Source organism: Microbulbifer sp. CnH-101-G (assembly GCF_052466775.1).
In genome coordinates, this window is record NZ_CP174292.1 from 3,137,243 (window position 1) to 3,154,895 (window position 17,653).

The window sequence follows — 17,653 nt, forward strand, 5'->3', positions numbered from 1 at the left end:
AAAATAGCTCAGGGGGCCGCAGAGGCCCTTCCAGCTATAGGTACTCTCATGGAGTTATTGGGCGGTGTCGCAGGCTGCATTTACTGAAGACGATGAACTGTTGGTTGTGCCTGCTTCCCTATTGCTGAAAGCACCTGCGGCATAGATGTCCCTATGATTATCTCCATTAAGCAGTATGCTCGAATCTAGATTGTCGAAAAGAGCGTGCTGTTCAGCTAGCGGTTTAAATTTATCCTTGCCTTTTCCATAAAGACCGCTGTAAAAGAGCATGCCTGTTTCATAAACGGACAATTGCGAACGAATAATTCTGGCATAGAACTGCTTATCTTCTTTGCTTTTTCCTCTTTCATCAACAAATCTCAGTAAAGAGTATAGGTTCCTGAAATAGTGGCCTAAATCCCCTTCTGACTTATGGTAAACCCTTTCAAAAGATATCCTAATCTTATCTCGCTCACTAATACCCATGTCCCACTTGTTATTATACACTGCCCGTAAACGCTCATAAAAAACCCTGAAGCAATCTCTACCTCTTGTCTGCTTATTATTTAAGCCCACTAGGTCAATATCATTGACGATATCATTGTGCAGTTTGATTAACTGAAAAAAGGTATTCTCAAAATTCTGTTTTTTTAATGATTCACCCTGCTCTTTAAGAGCCTCGGCTGAATTCCTGAGCTCCCTGGTGGAGTTGTTGAGCTCTTCACTCTGCATGGAGATAGTCAGTAAAAGAGCCATAAGCCCCGCAAAGCCGAAAATAGGGTTTAAAACCCCGCCCATAAAATCACCAAAGGTGCCCCAATCCCCATTATCAGTAGAAAGCCCCCCTCTGAAAGTAAAGGCGTACATCAAGCCTGCACAAACGGCAATTATGAGTGATATAGCAATTAGTCTCTTGAAATCTCTTATTAGTGACCTCCATTTAGGAGAGGTATCTATTTGATTAGCATGTACTTTCATCCTGAAAACTCCGTTACTACTCAGCTATATCGCCTCGCACCCTATTCAGGGTCTCCGCTTGCGTCCATTACTTACTACAAAAGAATGGCTATGTGGCTCATTAGCCAGAATCCGAGAGAATAATGCGGATAAAGAGCCGTGTCGATTTCTCTGCCTGCCAACGATAAATAGGGGAGAGGCTTTACAATTTGATAGCGTGCCGCCGGTAGAACTAGCACCAAGGTACAACCTATAAGCCCAAATACTCAGGCTTTGCTAAGGCCAGGGCTCAGAAATCCGCCCCTTTATAGGACAGAAAAAATAAATAATCATAGAGGTGTCTCTCTGCCATCCTGGGCCTACTTATCGACGGGCACCGAATCCCAAGCCCCAACAGAGTTTTGCGACCAGTACGCGCGGGAGAGCTGCTGAGAGCTGACAAGCAAAATTTATAGGGGTACGCAGACCAAAATACCTATGCCTTGGGGAAAATAAAGGTTTCCAGTGGGTCGACCGGGAGTCACCTCCATACATTGCACTATCGTACGGAGTGCCCCCTGAGAATAGCTAAGATGCACCGCCAGCCGCGGCGTGAAATCTCAGCCCTTTTTTAGGACTAAAAAATAGGTGGATGCAAAAGAATTGCTCACCCTTCAAAATTTGCTTAGTCGGACTGCCCTGCCTTTCCATCAGAGTTCTAGGGAGTATAACCAAGCTACCCCCCACTAATACCAAAATGTCTAAGCTCTACTCATTGACAAACGTTAAATCCCCCACTCTAAAAGTATGTATCACATAACGAATGTTATTAGGGTCATAAACCATTCTTTTTGCAATATAATCAGCATATGCATACTTACCCTTTTGACATATGTTAGCTAAAGCACTCAAGCTTTCCTTTGAGTAAGAAAGCTTGGAAATATTCATTTGAAGCCTTTTATTTTTAGCTTTATGAAAGTAAACATCAAAGTGAATCCCTGAGCTCTTTCTATTGAAGTTGAAATCACATTTAGCAATTACCCCATCAATTTTTTTCATTCCCCGTTCACTTTCAGGCAGTTCAAGCTCAATTGAATTAAGTATAATTATCAACAGAATGCCTAAAACGATACATACAATGACAGGTAATGGTACGTTTTTTTAGAGTTATCTATATTCCGAATCATTCAGTTCCTCTGAGAGTTTTTTATTCCAAACGATATGCATTTCTTTCAACAGCAATGCAACCACCAGTTAAACATGTGGCGCCTGGATTAACTCTAACAAAGATAAATCAAGAAACAATCAAACTTACCATGAAACTCTGAGCGATTAAAACCAGAGTGATGAGCTCCCCTTAGTAGCTACAAGCTTTTGAGTGCAGGGCTCTCAAGTCCTTAGGAGTTTTGCGACCAGTAAGCGCGCTAGCAGAGTCAGGAGTCACATTTCAAACGCAACCCTTTAAGGCTGTCTCAGTGCGCGCAAGGTTTGCACGGTCGAAGCCCTAACCCGCCGAAATGGCGGGATTGGAACCAATGTGCCCGGGGTGTGCGCCTAGTGCTTACCCTTCTGGATTTCATATCTAAGAGCCTCAACCCTCAACGCCTTGGCCAAAACACCTGAATGGCGTTGCGTGATGGCTAAAGTGAAGGTTTTTTGAAAGTCGTTTGTGGGGGTTGGTTGCACTTATCGACCGCTTCCAAAGCATGGGGGTCATGTCTGATATGCCATTGATACTTATGGTAAATCACGAGATGAAGTCGAAGAGTTTCAGGGGCTGGCTTTAACCCTGCTGTCTGCGCCATGGGAGCCCTGAAACGGGGCCCCTTCGGCAAGCATCATGCAAAAATGCACTGCACTAAATCGCCCGGGATGATATGGGTTAGGCAAGATGTAAACTCACATCTTGGTATAGCAAGAGCATTGAATGCAGCCCCTCAACCGGTGCAATGAGCTCACCAGTGAAAAAAATGCACCGGTGAAAACAAAACATAAACCGGTGAAATCTGAGCACCCAACCGGTGAAAATGACTACACGCCTTTCTCTATTCAACCAGTAAGAACCAGTAATTAACCAGCAGGCACGAAACAAGGCGCAGGCATGCTTAATCGATGTACCAAAGTGTAAATTTACACTTTGAATCTGGACTCACCTCGCAGATGTAAAACTGAAATTCGTTCGAATTAGAACTGTGCAGATTTGCATGTTTTCTCATCATACATGCGAGCCCCTGATAAACAATCTCCCGCTCTGGGGGTGTAGCAGGAGATAGCACACCTATAGCAGCTCCTGGCATAGGGGGTGGGGTAAGAGATAGCACCAGAACCAGTCACTCTTCTGAACCAGTCAATGAACCTAATACTTCCCCGAAAAAATCTTCAGCGGAATGGAGCCTACAGCGAGGACTTCATGCTCTGGGCCAGAAAGACTCGCAACCTCAGCGACAAGGATTGAGCAAGAGGGGGGTAGGGTCGAATCTCTAAAAGAGGAAAAATCCGAAACCGCCGCCCTAAGTCAATTTTTACGTGCGTCGTTTCAAATCCAAAAAGCCCCACCCGGGATTATGGACACTACAAACCAGCACAAAAGGATGAATTTAGCGAAATCGCGCCGAAGCCACTTGAGAGGCTCTTTCGCGACCTGTAACTACAGGCCGCCAATCACGCCAAGAAAGAAATAAATCCCGGCAGGAGCGCTTAAAACTGCCTTGGAGGCGACCGAGAAAGGCAAAAGCTCAGAAACAATTCAAGCGAAGCTGAAATTGGGCATTTTCAACGCTATCCAAATGCTGACCCGCTTTCCCCAATCCACTTCCTGAAAAACCGGATACGGTAAATCCGACACAACAAAGTAAAGAATATAACAAAGTAAATACTGGACTAGGTAACCAGTCTGAGAGTGCGCTAGCGCATGTTGGATTATTCACAATATCCTCAGCCCAGATTCAACAGGGTCAACTTCCGGATTTGTTCCAGTATTATTATTCTCTAATGTATTACTCAGTAATGTATTACTCTCATTTAGGAAACCTAAATACCCCTCTTTAGGATTCCTAAAGGGGTCGTTTAGATTTTCTAAATACCCCCCCTTCAGTATCCTGAATAGGGTTCTTCGCTTTTTCCGAACACCTATTCGGGGTTCCGAATACCCCTTGGGAGCTTAGCCTGCCGTATCACCATACCCAGCCAAACTGACTACTTTTTGACCTACGCTAGAATTCTGGCTTAGCTCTGGAGCGAAGGCTTATTCACAACTGTCGGTCATTAGCTCAACAGGTAAAGCGAGTAAATATTCGGAATTGGAAATAATGATTATATACATGAAACAATAGAGATACCTCTGACACAAGGGCCTCGATTGAAGAGAAACTGAGCAAATTTTCCCGTTCTCAAGAAGGTTTCAGGGCTAGTCATCTTGCCCAGATTCTAAAGCCAATCCCTAAGTGTGGCATATCACTTCGGCTCTTAACTTACCTGAAATAAATTAAACGGCAAACGAAGCCAGAAAACTAAAAACTATTCAGAGAATGCAGCACTATGATACATTTCTTTAATTACCTCCCCCTCTATCAAAATATCAAAATTCAAGTTACTGAACATTCCCCACTCCTCCATTAATAGTTTAAATTCTGATGGGCACGGACCAAATAAACAATGGTAAAATAACATTACTTGCTCATACAGCGACAATTGAGACTGTATAATTTTCATATATCGCAACTTATTATCGATATCAGACCCACCAACAAAGTCCAAGACAAGGTAAACTCCCCTGAAAACATGTCCCACATCATTTTCATGTAAAGCATATTCCCGCTCATAAGCCTCTCTCATAGTATCTACAGCGTCCCGACCATCACTATTCTTATCGTCATACGTCTGCTTAAGAGACTGAAAAAATAAGTAAAAATACGCCCTTCCTTTTATAAATTTAATATCCTGCCCAGTAAAAAATTTCTTCAAGTCTTCAACTATATGGCTATGAAGTTTAATCATTTGAAAAAAAGAGCTCTCAAAAGTTTGAACTTTAAGCAGCTGAGACTGCTCCCTTAAGGCTGTCGCAGATATTGACAACTCACGGGCTGACTTTTTCATCTCCTTACTTTGAATATAAATCGTCGATAGCAGGGCAAGAAGTGCCAAAAAAGCAAAAACAGGGTTGAGAATCCCGCCTACGTAATCTCCAAAAGCCCCCCAATTTCCATGTTCATTAGAAAATCCAGCATCAAAATGCCAAAGATATATGCTAAAAATAACAAGAGCAAAAACAAAAGACATTGCAACTAATATCGCAAATCCTACTATAATTTTCCCCGAATTCTCTGAAGTTTCTACTTGGATATTAGAGTCTCTCATATTTCAAACGAATCTCTTTAAATTGCTGACCACTTCATTACCCCTCTCGTTTGCCCACTTCAAAAATCTATCCTGATAGATTAACTCTAGTCATATTAGATTAATCTACATATTTAATTAGAAAAAGTTTGACTCTGAGAGTATCTGCTTCTGACAGGTCTAAGCACCTTTATTCCCCTGGCAGACTTATGTATTCTTCGATGTCAGTATTACCGGGGAGGAAAGATACAAATGGGACACTACGAACAGCCAAAACCGTACTATTTGAAAGACCGCCGTGAAGTGGCTATTGATAGGTTTGTTTCAAAAGAAAATCTGAGCAAGGCCGACTACTTAGCGCTGAAAGTGGTCGACCAAGTAGAGGCAACTCTCGACAAGTACCGCCAAGAGTCTGTCACCATGTCGAGAAAAGAGGTGAGAAATGAAGAGCATGACTCTTCCCGGCTTGGTAGATTCATGGAAAAAAACGGGAAGCCTCACCCTGGCGGGAACTGTGATGCTCACGCAATAGTCTCAGGGGGCCACTCGATGGCCACACCGCTCAGAGCTATCTTAGCCCGCGTCAAAATCAGGATAGACGACATAAGGAACGGAACCTGGCTTCCCAGTAGAACCGCCGATACCCCACACCCCAAAATGCCCGCCGCTATTCCCCATTCTCGCATTCATAGAGTTGGTTATTACAAGTGGCTAGAGTTGGAGTTCGCCGCAATAGATATTGAAAACTTGAACGAAGCCGAGGTCGAGAAGGTTCTCAAAGCCATTGAGTACGACCTTAAATTCTCCAGTTTCCCTCACTATGTTATGTTGCCTGCCGATGAAGTCCGCAAACAAGCCGGAGTTTAATGTGGAATTTTACCAGCTCTCCCCAAACTACAGTGATTACATGAGCCCGAACTTCGATATTGATGAAGTCGAAGATAAGCGTGGGGATGATGATTTTGTAATCGATACTAGACCTATCAAATACGCTGACGACTGGGAGCCCCTGGAGATTCAATTCAGCATTGATGATGCCGTTCCTGCTATTCCTACACTTTCAAAGTGGCGGAACTACCTTGTATTGCATGAATCGGCTTATCAGGCCTTAGAGGGTGTTCTCGGCCCCTTTGGCGAGTTTCTCCCTTGCACCCATCAGCAAGCCAAGTTTTACCTATTCAACCCCCTGACAATTGCTGAAGACCTTAACGCAGTAGTGCCCGGCTCAGTAAGTAAGAATGGGAATCTGCTTTCGGGTATTGAGTTCGATAAAGTCAAGCTGAAGGGTGTTCCGGTATTTAGGAGTAAGGAATCCTATATAACCATCTACTGCACCGACGCATTCAAAGACGTGGTTGAGGCTGAGAAGCTCGACGGCCTACTATTCAGCACGAACCTGACACACTACTAGTCAGCCTGACAACTGCCAAGTGGGCCCAATCGGTGAAGGCTGCAACAGCTACCAGATATGGGCCTTAGCCTGAGAATACCTGAGGTCCACAACCGGCCAAGCACGAAATCTCAGCCCTTTTTATGGACTCAAAAAACTACCAACCGGGGTAGTTAGGCTCTTCATGGGTAGGCCCCAACGAACAGCGCTATCACACCAAACTTTTATTGGGACCAGGGCCTAGCACGGCCTCTATCCTCATCGTCAGACGCTCAGCAAGCTCTCCAGGTGATTCCCAATCAATGCAATTAAACTGCCGAATATCAAAGTGAAGGTCTTGCATATGGTCTTTCTTGCATGTCCATATTACTGGCAGGTTTAACCCCAATGCATAACCGGCTTCGAAGTAGACTCCACCTCGATGCCCAGTAAAATCTGCAACAACGAATCTAGAAGCCTTTATTTGTCTAATAATTTCATCGTCGATGCGGTTGATATGCTCTGCTTTATCTATTCGCAAGGAGTCATATCCCGCTCTCAAAATGCCAGCCTCAAACCCATCGCTGTATACGCTGTTCAACTCTTCAGCGAACCACATAGCTACAAACCCTCGGGAAGAAGCAGGGCTTGGAGTACTTAACTCATCAAGCTTTCTGTAACCAGCCGGGGTAATCTCATAGTCACCCCGCGAAGTGGTACAGTTCACCAAGTTTTGTTCTTCAAGAACAACCAAGAGATAGTCAACGTCCTCTCTCTTCGATGAGTAGGTGCTCACCTCAAAACGCGACGCTTGTAAATTGATATAAGCACCTAAATGCTCCAGGTTTCGACTAGCTTCTACGAGCAGCCGCATAGCTCTTTCTTCCACAGATGGTATAGGGCGAGTAAATATTTGCTTCAGGTTGCTCTTCGTAATTACTGGAATCCCGCCTGCTCGAAATTGTTCAAATACCCAGCCCGACACCTTGGTTCTTAGCTCCTCTCTAAGCCCATCCTCCAAGCTATGCAGAGCGGCATCAACAACCTTAAACTCTCCGCATCGAGGACATTCTTGGTGAATTCCATCAGAATCTCTAGCCAGCTCCTTAGCGAGCTCCTTCCTACAAACCACACAATTTTGCGGCCTTGAAATACTATGAACCATTCTCCCCCCCCTAATACATTGGATTTTGAAGGGAGGTTAGCGTATGTAGTGCCAAGCCCTCTACCCTCAATTGAGAGATAGCCAAATGTTTTATGGGAAACCACGCACAGCTAATAGCGACGTCGTAAGTATTGCCGAAGTAATAAAAGAACAGCCCCTCTGCCGGATTGGCACTTGCAGACACTCGCCTGCTAGGGGCCCTCAAGAGGAAGGTTTATCCACAATCAAGGGAACCCTCCACCTGTTGACAAATGTTGACATCAGCGAAGGTTTTGTTCGCGTCAGTACGGGGCTCCGGGAAGCCTGCCGGCGCATGCCACATTGGGCCAACCAGAGGCACAGCAGAGCCAGGTAACTAACGCGCCAAACTGGGGGTTACTTTGCTCTAGTGGACGGGTTTATTGACGGGTTTTGAAAAACAGGAAATATTTAATCTTTATTTATCAATGGGTTATAGCTATTTTTCGACTCCCGCCATCACCAAATCGCTGTCTCAGACAGCCCACGAAAGCCCCGCAAACCTAGAGTTTCCGGGGTTTTTGCTTATCTGGACCATCCCGGTCAATCTAACCCAAACCCACCAAATCCAGCCATTTTTGCTGGGCTCAATTATGAGGTCGAGCAGGTTTGCGCCACTGCCCCCATCAAATTGCCGGAGTGCAAGTAAGTACGCAGGGTTGACCCGGCGCACTCACCGCCACCAAGGAAAAGCACCTGGCAGCAATTACAGACCCTGCTGAAGTTGGGCGCCTACTAACTGCCATAGACGGATACCAGGCCACACCAGTAGTAAGAGCAGCCCTAAAACTATCCCCTCTCCTATTCTGCCGCCCTGCAGAATTGCGAAAACTTGAACGGACGGAAATCAATTGGAGTGCCAAGCACATAAAACTGCCCATCGAAAAAATGAAAATGGGCCAGCCACACTATTCCTCTTGCTGAACAGGCTCTAGCCTTACTGCAAAAACTGGAGCCGCTAACTGGTCATGGCAAATATATTTTCCCAGCAGCTCGATGGCCAGAGCCGTCCACTGTCTGATACCGGTGTGAGGACTGCGCTCAGGTCACTGATCTATGACAGCGAAACCATGACCGCCCGCGACTTCCGTGCAATGGCCCGTACTCTATTCGACCACGACACTCGGCAGATTTGATTTAGAATTCGCGTATTCATCAAGGAAAAATTGAATGTGGCACATGCATCTCAAATCAGAGAGGTAGAACACATTCTTCAATGGATTAACGAGGATAAAAGGATATGTCTATCAACGAACATGCAACCAAGGTACAGGTAAGTCGACTGGTTAACACCGCGCTGGTAGCGATTAAGAATAAAGATCCAAGATTTGATCAGACTCTGGCTCACACCTTGGATCAACTCAACTTAATTAGCCGCAACCTAAATACCGCCAAGCATAACGTGCAGCACTTTGGTGGAATAATGGCGAGCGGCGCTCATGGACAAAACGCCTACCGAGCCAATCAATCCATGAACTCGAAGCTTAGGACCCTCTCATCACTTGAAGCCTTCCTCGCAGAAGAATGGAAAAAGCTTGGTAAAGCAGTTGACGCATATAGGAAACAGCTACCATGGGATGGCAAGACCGAATTGGAACTCCTGGATATGCTTGCGGGAGAAATCGAGTCGTTCGATAAATTACTTAAGAAAAACGTCATTCAGGTTCCAAAGCACCAGTCCAATCCACATCAAACGATGACCCTTCAAAGAGAAATCACTCAATTAAAGGCAATGCCCGCTCATACAGCGCCAAGTATGCTTGTCTTAATTTCCATCGGCCTTCGGTTATTTGCGATGTACGTCGGTTCTAAAAAGTGACTAGCAATAGATAGTCTCGATTTCCCATTTAGCAGTTCACTAGGCACCGGACGTTTTTCATCCGACAGGCTCAATGCCTGTCGGAGCCCTCTAAATAAGTGGGGGCAGATCAACATTGTGTTAGGAATACCCACATTTATGGTTAAGCTATACGCGGGCGGCCCAGCAGCATTTTCGTCACCCGCCGGGCAAACTGTTTCTCGATAGATTGGACCAAACAGGATTTGTATCGCCCCCACCACAGAATTCCCGAGCACCGATACTCCCGATTGAAGTAACGCACATAAAAGGCGTAACGGGACACCCACAGAAGCTAAAGTATTCTACGCCACACACTTGCATATCTTATCACCCTATACAGAATGCTGATTATATATACAGTAACGACGCAAATATTACTAAACCAAGATCAAGCCTGATCGATCTATGCACAACGCCCTACTACCACTGGGTTTCCCGTTGTGTACGCCGCACTTTCCTGTGTGGACGCGACGAGCGTACCGGCCAGGGCTTTGAGCATCGCCAGCATTGGATAGAAAATCGTATTCTGGAACTCGCGGAAATATTCGCCTTGGACGTTTGTGCCTATGCAGTAATGAGCAATTACTACCATATTGTGCTGTTTATACACCAGCAACAGGCGGATGACTGGGTCCTAAAAGAAGTAATGTCTCGTTGACATTAATTATGCATTCACTCCACCCAAAATTGGACAGCCAAACACCAAAGTAAAATATTGACAGACCATTCGATGCCCAACATTGAAAGGCTTTACACTGGGAAAGCATACTGGAAGCGTTGCGGCAAAATCCGTAACCGTGATTAGCACCCCGAAACTACAAGGCGACCGGAAGCCGCCTACCTCTGTGTGCGTTTTTTTGTGCCCGGACCTCACCTATTCTCACCTTTTTATGGTGGGCTGCCTGGGGGGCCTTGTACCCGCCGCCCAATCGAGATTAGCACTTCATGGGTAACGGCTCACTCATACAAGGAGCCTAAGCCATGGCAAACCACGCCCCAACTGTTTCACCCCCTCAAGCCGATAACTTCCTTGGTCGTTCAATCGATATCGCAAACCTCAGCCTAGAGTCAATAAACAAGCTTCGCACCCTTTTCCAAAGCATTAGCCTGATATCCGAGAGCAACACCACCAGCCAAAAGCCAGCAGTTATCGGCGCCCACCTTGCCGATGAGAGGGCAAACCTAATCGACTGCGAACGAGAAGACCTGGAGAAGCTGGAACACAAGCAGTAAGCGCGAGGGCTACTCAGGTCCAAAATATTAAGCAATTTTAGGTCAAATCGGGAGCCGGTAGACTGAGCAACAATATAGAAAAGTTGGCCCACCTCAATGAGGCAACCACATTTATATACAGCTAATTATGACTTTATAAAAGTGGCAATTAGTGATTATTAAAACGATCGTACAAAAAATTTCTCTTTACCGGCACTTCCATATGACTAACACCTCAATTTAATGATGAATTTTTAATGCATAAAAATATTTGTCGATTAGAATAATGCTTAGCAAGTACTCAAAGGATTTATTCCAAAATGCTAGAGCGTCTGTTTGCTTCCCGCCGACACCCCTATATACCACATCGCAATGAACGGGAGAAGATTTCCATTGATCTCTCAGGAAACCGCGTGGAATTTTTTCTCCCTCCTCACACTTGTCACGATAGCTTTGCAGAATTCAAATTGAACTACCCCGAAAAAATCAATATTTTTGACGGTAGTGATTATAATGATGATAGTTATTGCGAAGACATGGAGCGTGAAGGTGTTGCCAGACAGTGCTTAATGGAACGAAGCTGGGAAATTTTTGGACCTATCTGGCGCAGCCGTCCCATTGGAACTATTGATTTTAAACTAATCTTAAATCGTCACGACACCCTTCCCTACAGTATGAGCTGTTTAAATTCTAAGCACTTTGAACAGGTTGTTATGCGCTGCCTATATTACTGGGGCCCAGGTAACCCTAACGATCATGTACAAAAAGCTCCTGTTAATTGGAAACTCTATAAATTCGGTGAGGCTACAGCAATCTTTCTTGAGAGGCATCGCCTTAATCCTCCAGAAATTCTGACAAAAAATCCCCATCATGAAACCTACTTTACCAGTAGTTTCTTTATTCCCCTGGATAGAGCCCACTATCTAACACTCAATTTTAGGTATCTAGGCTATGCCCCAGTTAAATACTGCTTAGTTGCTATGAATAGTATTCGCGATGCAGTTTGTAATAGCGTTAGCTTACAGCTTGGTATAGACATAAAAAAACAACTTGCTGAAGTACAACGACACCGACCCAATGACAAAGCTAGCACTAAACGTAAACTTGAGCCCTGGATTTATCCAGAGTGGCACAGAGGTGGTGAGTTTGATGAAGATATAATTATTACCAAGCCTGGTAGCCCACCGCCAGCCTGGCTGGATTAATTTTTATATTAAGCAAGGACAAGCTATGAAAAACAATACACTTCGTTGGATTGCCTTTGTCAACAGCGGTGAAAATTCCAATATTAACCGCAATGTATTCGTATCTTCACAATTGTACGACACTTGGATGACAATAAAGAATGAGCATATTGGCAACTACTATAAAACCAATTTAATAAGAGCTATCTATAGTTTAGCAACAACCTCCGGAGGTAGAAGTCTAAGTACTAAAAACTTAGATATAGACGGAGCAAAAATTAATTACCCGATTATTCCGTAAGGTGATGTTCGCATTCACTTTCTCGCTGTCACCAGTAACAACACCTTAGATAACACAGATCGAAGCTCGGGACTTTACCTAGTGAGAATGGATAGAATAACGCAAGAATGGACAGCTGACTCTAGGCAATTGCGGCCTATGGATTACAATCACCGTTGGAATAATGTTCAATCATGATTATTCTTACGGACACCGATCAGCACCAACAAACCAGCTTTGTTGGCACCAACCTCCGTGATCAACTTGATTTCTCAAATTCACTGTTACTGCTCTCAAAAGAAATTCCCTGGACAGGTTTTAAGCGCACTTTTGGACGCTGCTATTCTGACAGGATCGGTCGCCACCGCATCCTCCCTCGTCTTTTCTTCGGCCTACCAAGACTCAAATAACTGGAAAATTTGAGTGATGGAAATGTTGCATTTCAATAGAAACGCTCCCTACCATCAAGACTTCTGTGGTTTAAAATTTTCCCAGAATAAAGTTTCCTGCCACCCCATAGAATTGGTGTATTTTCGCACCTATATTGGTTAGCCCGGTGTTGAAAAAATTTTCGAAGTATCGATGCAATTCCATACCAACCCTATTGAAGCCAAAGCCGTAAATATCGACACTATCGTGCAAGATAAATCTATTTATTACTTACCCAACGGGTGGTAAGCTCGCGATCAAATTTCCAACCACTTTAATAAAATCACTCAACATAATGGTATTTAGCAGCGCTGAATCTATACCAAGAGATTAATAGAAATACGACTTAATTTGTGATTCTTTCGCTCTATCAAGAATGGTTCAAGCATAAAAAGCGGTAAGATATCTGCGTAAAATAGCAGGCACTCTTTTGCGGAAAGCGAGAAGAAGATTACCTGAGGATCTTTTAGACACATGTCAAGATAATTTTACGCTGTATGAGCATGTATTGAAACAACAGAAAAATGATAGAAACAAGATCTACAGCTAACTCGAACCACAAGTGTATTGTGCTGCCTGGGGTAAGGATCATAAGCCGCATAAGTATGGCAGCTAAGTCCCTTTTGTCTTTATAGCGAAAGGCAGTATTATTTTAATCACCAGAAAACTTTTACAATAGTAAAACCTCAGATGAAGTGATTGACATGGATAGCGAAGTTAAGGACCCAAGATTGAAGAGACCATATGTGATCGGGGCAATCAGGAAAAGAGGCTGGCAGAAGGTACGAAAATAATTTTACCCAAGCCTGCGTAAAAAAGAGATAATTCCTGTTAGTGAGAAAAGAAGAGAAAAAGTAAAAGTGTTGGCTTCGAGCGGTAATTAAACCGTTAAGCGAGCACCTAAAATTTGATTTCTACTGTCAAAGAACTTCTTTAAAGGCACCGCAGGTGATGCGATCAACCTTTTCATGGCCGCATACGCCTGGAATGTAAGAAAATGAATATTAAGGTACTGGAAGCTTTTTATTTCGCTCTAAAAAGGCACTTCCACCAATTTTTTTAGCCCTCTAATTCACACATGCTAACAATATGCTTTTTACATACACCTAAAAGCTGAAGTTGGCAAGAGTTATCTCATAAGCCCACGCTACCCGGTAGTGGAAATGGGTATTTGTTTTTTGTCAGGGTCGACTACTTAAATAGGAGGTTTACTATATGCGTGTAAAACCGATTCTGCAGTATCTGACAGCGACCGCCTTGGTTACATTACTGCAACCCGCGGCAGCAGACCCGGGGGAACAAGCTTCAGGGTCTCGTTCTCTGCAGTTGAGCGTGTCCCGCGAAGACGCGTCTCAGTCCGAGCGCAACAGGCAAGTCTGGCCGGAGGTGATCAGATATCATCCGGATGAAGAAGTGCGCATTATCATCGAACTGCACGGGCCTTCTGCTGCGGAGCAGGCTGGCTTGCGTGCATCCGGCGCTATCGGTACACGGCGGGATATGCGCGCTTTCGTCGCCCGACAGCAGGAGTTGAGCCTGCGCCAACGGCAAATGGTCGCCAAACTTCAACAGCGCAAACTAATCGCGAGCCACAGCCACCGCTTTACTCGTGCAGTCAACGCCATCAGCGCAACCGCCAGAGTGGATCAGCTGCCCGCTATCGCCGCCATGCCGGAGGTGCGCGCGGTAACCCGGGACCGGCAGGTGCGCGCTTTTCAGGCCGGCAGTCCACAGCAGGTACGCGCACCCGAGGTGTGGGCAATGCGCGATGCGCAGGACAGGGCCATCAAAGGACAAGGGACCAGCATCGCCATTATCGATTCCGGTATCGATTACACCCACGAAGACCTGGGCGGCTGCTTGGGCAGCGGCTGCCGCGTGGTCGGTGGCTACGATTTCGTGAACGATGATAGTGACCCCATGGACGACCACTTCCACGGCACCATGGTGGCTGGCGTGGCCGCGGCGGTAGCGCCCGCTGCCAAGCTCTACGCCTACAAGGCGCTGAACAGCTATGGCTTTGGCAGCGAGAGCGACATCATCGCCGCCATCGAGTCCGCGTTGGACCCGGACGGAAATCCGCAAACGGACGATGCGGTGGACGTGATTAATTTGAGCCTGGGCAGTGAGGGTGGAAACAACTCAGTTCTATCGGTCGCCGCCAACAATGCCATGCGCGCCGGTGTCGTAGTGGTCGCCGCCGCCGGCAATGACGGCCCCTCTCTCAATTCCATTGGCAGTCCCGGTTCCGCGGAGGAAATAGTCACCGTGGGCGCGGTGGATGGGGCGGGCCACCTGGCAGACTTCAGTTCCCGGGGCATGTTCGGTACCAGCCTGGACCTGAGCAGCAACAGCGTCAAGCCGGAGATAGTCGCGCCTGGTGTGGCTGTCTCTAGTGCCAACCTGGGCGGCGGCCTCCGCACTGAATCCGGCACTTCTTTTGCCGCGCCCCATGTGGCAGGCGCCTCGGCACTACTGCGCCAGTTACACCCAGAACTGACCAGCACCGAGATCAAGGCGCTGCTGGTCAACCGGGCAGCGCAAGTAGACGGCAAACTCGCTGAGGTAGGCAACGGGCAGCTAGATGCCTTCGCGGCTGCGAGCGCTCGTTTTCTAGTCAGCCCGCCAACTCTCTATGCGGGTCACTTCGGACAGGGCGCTCACAGTCAGAGAACCCTGCAGGTGACGGTTAAAAACCTGAGCGCTCCTGCCGAATTCACAGTTGCGAACGGGGGTAATTTCCCCGCCGGCGCCGACTTGGATCTTTCCGCCGACCAATTCGATTTGGAAGCGGGTGCGAGCAAAGCCGAGCTCGTTGAACTGAATGTCGATCACGGTCAGGTGCCCTACCACGAACCGCTGGAAGTCGCCTACGATTCAACGCTTGAATATTTCTCCGGCGATGAGCGGGTGCGCCTGCCTGTGGCCTTCCACCGCGCGGAGGTGCTGGCCATGCGTGAATCCGAGGCGCCGAGGGAATTCTGGTCCTATTCAGCATTTCTATTCAATGAGAGCTGGTATGCCTGGGAGCAGCTCTCCAATTTCGAAAGTACTGAGCCTGTCCTACACATGGCAGTGCGTGACGAACCTATCAATATTCTGTTCAGTACGGATGTCTCTGCTGATGGAGAGCATTATGACGTCTGGCACGCGTTCGAGAATCGACGTACGTCCGATGGTGAATTGGTGGTGCCTGCAAGAGTTCGGGGGGCTGGTATTCCCCCTCTGCAAACAGAAAGCGGCGAGGCGCTCCTATTTATGGATCAGGCACTTGAGCTGACCCATCCCGAAATGCCCGGGTCGGGCTTGAGCCTGAATTACAGTGGGGATGTACCGATGAGAACCCTACGCAATCTATCTGACAACTTCCATGTTAACTATATGGGCCTGGCGGAAGAAGGGAGCGCGCACCCGCAGGACCGCAAGCTGTATACGGTTAAGCACGGACAACAGGGCATGTCCGAAGATCTGCACTTCGATCTCAGAAACCCCGGCAGCGTGCAGTTGCTGATCGGCAACCCGCTCTGGAATCAGGAGGGCTATGCCGTAGGTTATGGGCTCCCTAGGTATAAGGTCATTACAAACTGGTGGACTATACCGAGCGAGTTAACCCACAAATCATCACTAGTCACCCTGCACGGAAATGAGGAGAGTATCTCAGCTTGGCCCACATTTTTGAATTTGCATGTACCCCTAGGGGAAGATTGGGCCACGGAGACCCATAGCAACGATATTTCCATTGGCCGTACTGCCTACCGCAAGCTACGGCGTAGCAATGAGGACTTTACTACCCCCGAAGTAATACTTGAACGGCCCAGTGGAATCATGGTCATGGGCCAGGGGCCCAGATATTTTACCGGGGGTCTGCGCAACGACGGCGGTAATCACCGCTTGCTCCCCAGCAATAATGGCAACATTTCTTCGAGCTGGATAATGGACAGCTGGGGCAACGGCTACAGACCGGAGTCCAGATACCGTGCCTTGTGCCTGCCCGATGCTAGTGAGTTGAGCAGCGACGACTTTATTCCAGAGTACTTGTTCTTCGCCGACAGCGAGTGCACCTCGGTGCAGATGGATGTCGAGTACACAACCACTCTCGGTGAAGATGAATATACCTCCAGTGCCCGGGTGCAACTCAACAATCTGGACGGTGCCACCGCGCCGCGCATCGCCATGCTGGAACTCCTGGACGACGGCGTGATTTCGCACTATGCGCGCCGCAACGCCAAACTGTATTTGTCGCTCGAAAGCCAGTTGCCACTCGACTCTGTGACCACCGAGCTGGCGCTGGACGGGGGTGACTGGTTGCCGCTGGAAACCGCACCAGAAGACGGTCGCTACCTTACCCTGCTGCCCGAAGTGTCGGAATCCGCCGTTGCCGACCTGCGCATTGTCGCCACAGACAGTGCCGGCAACAGTGTGCAAAACACGATTCGCGGCGCCTTCGTGCTGGGCTTGGATGCGGCAACGGTAGTGGATACCGATAATGATGGCGCTGTAGACAGCGAAGATGCCCAGCCCTTTAACCCCCGCTTCCAGCAGGCATCGAGCTCAGGAGTGAAGTTCAATTCGAGTACTGGAGACGATCGCGAGGCAAGTCCTGGTGAGAAAGATGTGGTGGTGCAGTTATTTAGCCTGGAGATGGACGTGGGTTCGGAACTCAACACCCTGACCTTGCAGGCATCCGGCAGCGGGGACGACGGACTGGATATCGCCCAGGCAAAACTCTACCTGGACAATAACAGCGATGGAAACCTGGATGAGGGCGACACCATACTTGCCAGCAGTGAGTTTCAAGCAGATGACGGTGAACTGACTTTCCAACTCGACATGCCGGGACCGATGGCGCTGGAGCCCGGCGAGAGCCATTTCATCGTCACTTACGATTTTGTGCAATGAAGGAGCA

At 47.1% G+C, this 17,653-nt stretch carries 12 protein-coding genes; 8 read left to right on the forward strand and 4 right to left on the reverse strand.

All coding sequences use genetic code 11. The features are described 5' to 3' along the window. Positions 1-54 precede the first annotated feature (54 nt). The 3 genes from ACJJID_RS13900 to ACJJID_RS13910 all read right to left on the reverse strand — a co-directional run bounded on the left by ACJJID_RS13900 (position 55) and on the right by ACJJID_RS13910 (position 5,271). Complete coding sequence (locus ACJJID_RS13900) at positions 55-957, reverse strand: putative phage abortive infection protein (RefSeq protein ID WP_444919991.1); 903 nt, start codon at positions 955-957, stop codon at positions 55-57. Between the two features lie 726 nt (positions 958-1,683). Continuing rightward, positions 1,684-1,974 carry a hypothetical protein gene (locus ACJJID_RS13905; protein ID WP_444919992.1) on the reverse strand — a complete coding sequence of 97 codons (291 nt, stop codon included), beginning with the start codon at positions 1,972-1,974 and terminating at the stop codon, positions 1,684-1,686. 2,457 nt (positions 1,975-4,431) lie between these two features. After that, positions 4,432-5,271: a putative phage abortive infection protein gene (locus tag ACJJID_RS13910; RefSeq protein WP_444919993.1), complete on the reverse strand. Its 840-nt coding sequence runs from the start codon at positions 5,269-5,271 to the stop codon at positions 4,432-4,434. Between the two features lie 231 nt (positions 5,272-5,502). Between ACJJID_RS13910 and ACJJID_RS13915 the strand changes: the two genes are divergently transcribed. Continuing rightward, on the forward strand, positions 5,503-6,117 hold the full coding sequence (locus tag ACJJID_RS13915; RefSeq protein WP_444919994.1) for an AHH domain-containing protein: 615 nt from the start codon (positions 5,503-5,505) through the stop codon (positions 6,115-6,117). Position 6,118: 1 nt separating this feature from the next. Continuing rightward, positions 6,119-6,661 carry a hypothetical protein gene (locus ACJJID_RS13920; protein WP_444919995.1) on the forward strand — a complete coding sequence of 181 codons (543 nt, stop codon included), beginning with the start codon at positions 6,119-6,121 and terminating at the stop codon, positions 6,659-6,661. Positions 6,662-6,851: 190 nt separating this feature from the next. Here the strand turns inward: ACJJID_RS13920 and ACJJID_RS13925 are convergent, their stop codons facing one another. Beyond that, positions 6,852-7,784, reverse strand: a complete 933-nt coding sequence (locus tag ACJJID_RS13925) for a hypothetical protein (protein ID WP_444919996.1) — start codon at positions 7,782-7,784, stop codon at positions 6,852-6,854. Between the two features lie 986 nt (positions 7,785-8,770). Between ACJJID_RS13925 and ACJJID_RS13930 the strand changes: the two genes are divergently transcribed. The 6 genes from ACJJID_RS13930 (at position 8,771) to ACJJID_RS13955 (ending at position 17,646) form a co-directional block, all read left to right on the forward strand. Continuing rightward, positions 8,771-8,938 (forward strand): hypothetical protein, encoded by a 168-nt coding sequence (locus tag ACJJID_RS13930; protein WP_444919997.1) that lies wholly within the window; start codon positions 8,771-8,773, stop codon positions 8,936-8,938. Positions 8,939-9,042: 104 nt separating this feature from the next. Then, positions 9,043-9,621, forward strand: coding sequence for a hypothetical protein (locus ACJJID_RS13935; RefSeq protein ID WP_444919998.1), 579 nt, complete (start codon positions 9,043-9,045; stop codon positions 9,619-9,621). 1,002 nt (positions 9,622-10,623) lie between these two features. Continuing rightward, complete coding sequence (locus ACJJID_RS13940) at positions 10,624-10,875, forward strand: hypothetical protein (protein ID WP_444919999.1); 252 nt, start codon at positions 10,624-10,626, stop codon at positions 10,873-10,875. 392 nt (positions 10,876-11,267) lie between these two features. After that, entirely contained in the window at positions 11,268-12,059 is a 792-nt protein-coding gene (locus ACJJID_RS13945; RefSeq protein ID WP_444920000.1) for a hypothetical protein, read from the forward strand. Positions 12,060-12,084: 25 nt separating this feature from the next. Beyond that, positions 12,085-12,339 (forward strand): hypothetical protein, encoded by a 255-nt coding sequence (locus ACJJID_RS13950; protein WP_444920001.1) that lies wholly within the window; start codon positions 12,085-12,087, stop codon positions 12,337-12,339. A 1,623-nt stretch (positions 12,340-13,962) separates the two neighbouring features. Next, positions 13,963-17,646 carry a S8 family peptidase gene (locus ACJJID_RS13955; protein WP_444920002.1) on the forward strand — a complete coding sequence of 1,228 codons (3,684 nt, stop codon included), beginning with the start codon at positions 13,963-13,965 and terminating at the stop codon, positions 17,644-17,646. Positions 17,647-17,653 lie beyond the last annotated feature (7 nt).

Excerpts from the sequence above, each read along its gene's own strand:
- ACJJID_RS13900 (WP_444919991.1), bottom strand. The coding sequence starts at position 957 with ATGAAAGTACATGCTAATCAAATAGATACCTCTCCTAAATGGAGGTCA.
- ACJJID_RS13905 (WP_444919992.1), bottom strand. The coding sequence starts at position 1,974 with ATGAAAAAAATTGATGGGGTAATTGCTAAATGTGATTTCAACTTCAAT.
- ACJJID_RS13910 (WP_444919993.1), bottom strand. The coding sequence starts at position 5,271 with ATGAGAGACTCTAATATCCAAGTAGAAACTTCAGAGAATTCGGGGAAA.
- ACJJID_RS13915 (WP_444919994.1), top strand. The coding sequence starts at position 5,503 with ATGGGACACTACGAACAGCCAAAACCGTACTATTTGAAAGACCGCCGT.
- ACJJID_RS13925 (WP_444919996.1), bottom strand. The coding sequence starts at position 7,784 with ATGGTTCATAGTATTTCAAGGCCGCAAAATTGTGTGGTTTGTAGGAAG.
- ACJJID_RS13930 (WP_444919997.1), top strand. The coding sequence starts at position 8,771 with ATGGCAAATATATTTTCCCAGCAGCTCGATGGCCAGAGCCGTCCACTG.
- ACJJID_RS13935 (WP_444919998.1), top strand. The coding sequence starts at position 9,043 with ATGTCTATCAACGAACATGCAACCAAGGTACAGGTAAGTCGACTGGTT.
- ACJJID_RS13940 (WP_444919999.1), top strand. The coding sequence starts at position 10,624 with ATGGCAAACCACGCCCCAACTGTTTCACCCCCTCAAGCCGATAACTTC.
- ACJJID_RS13950 (WP_444920001.1), top strand. The coding sequence starts at position 12,085 with ATGAAAAACAATACACTTCGTTGGATTGCCTTTGTCAACAGCGGTGAA.
- ACJJID_RS13955 (WP_444920002.1), top strand. The coding sequence starts at position 13,963 with ATGCGTGTAAAACCGATTCTGCAGTATCTGACAGCGACCGCCTTGGTT.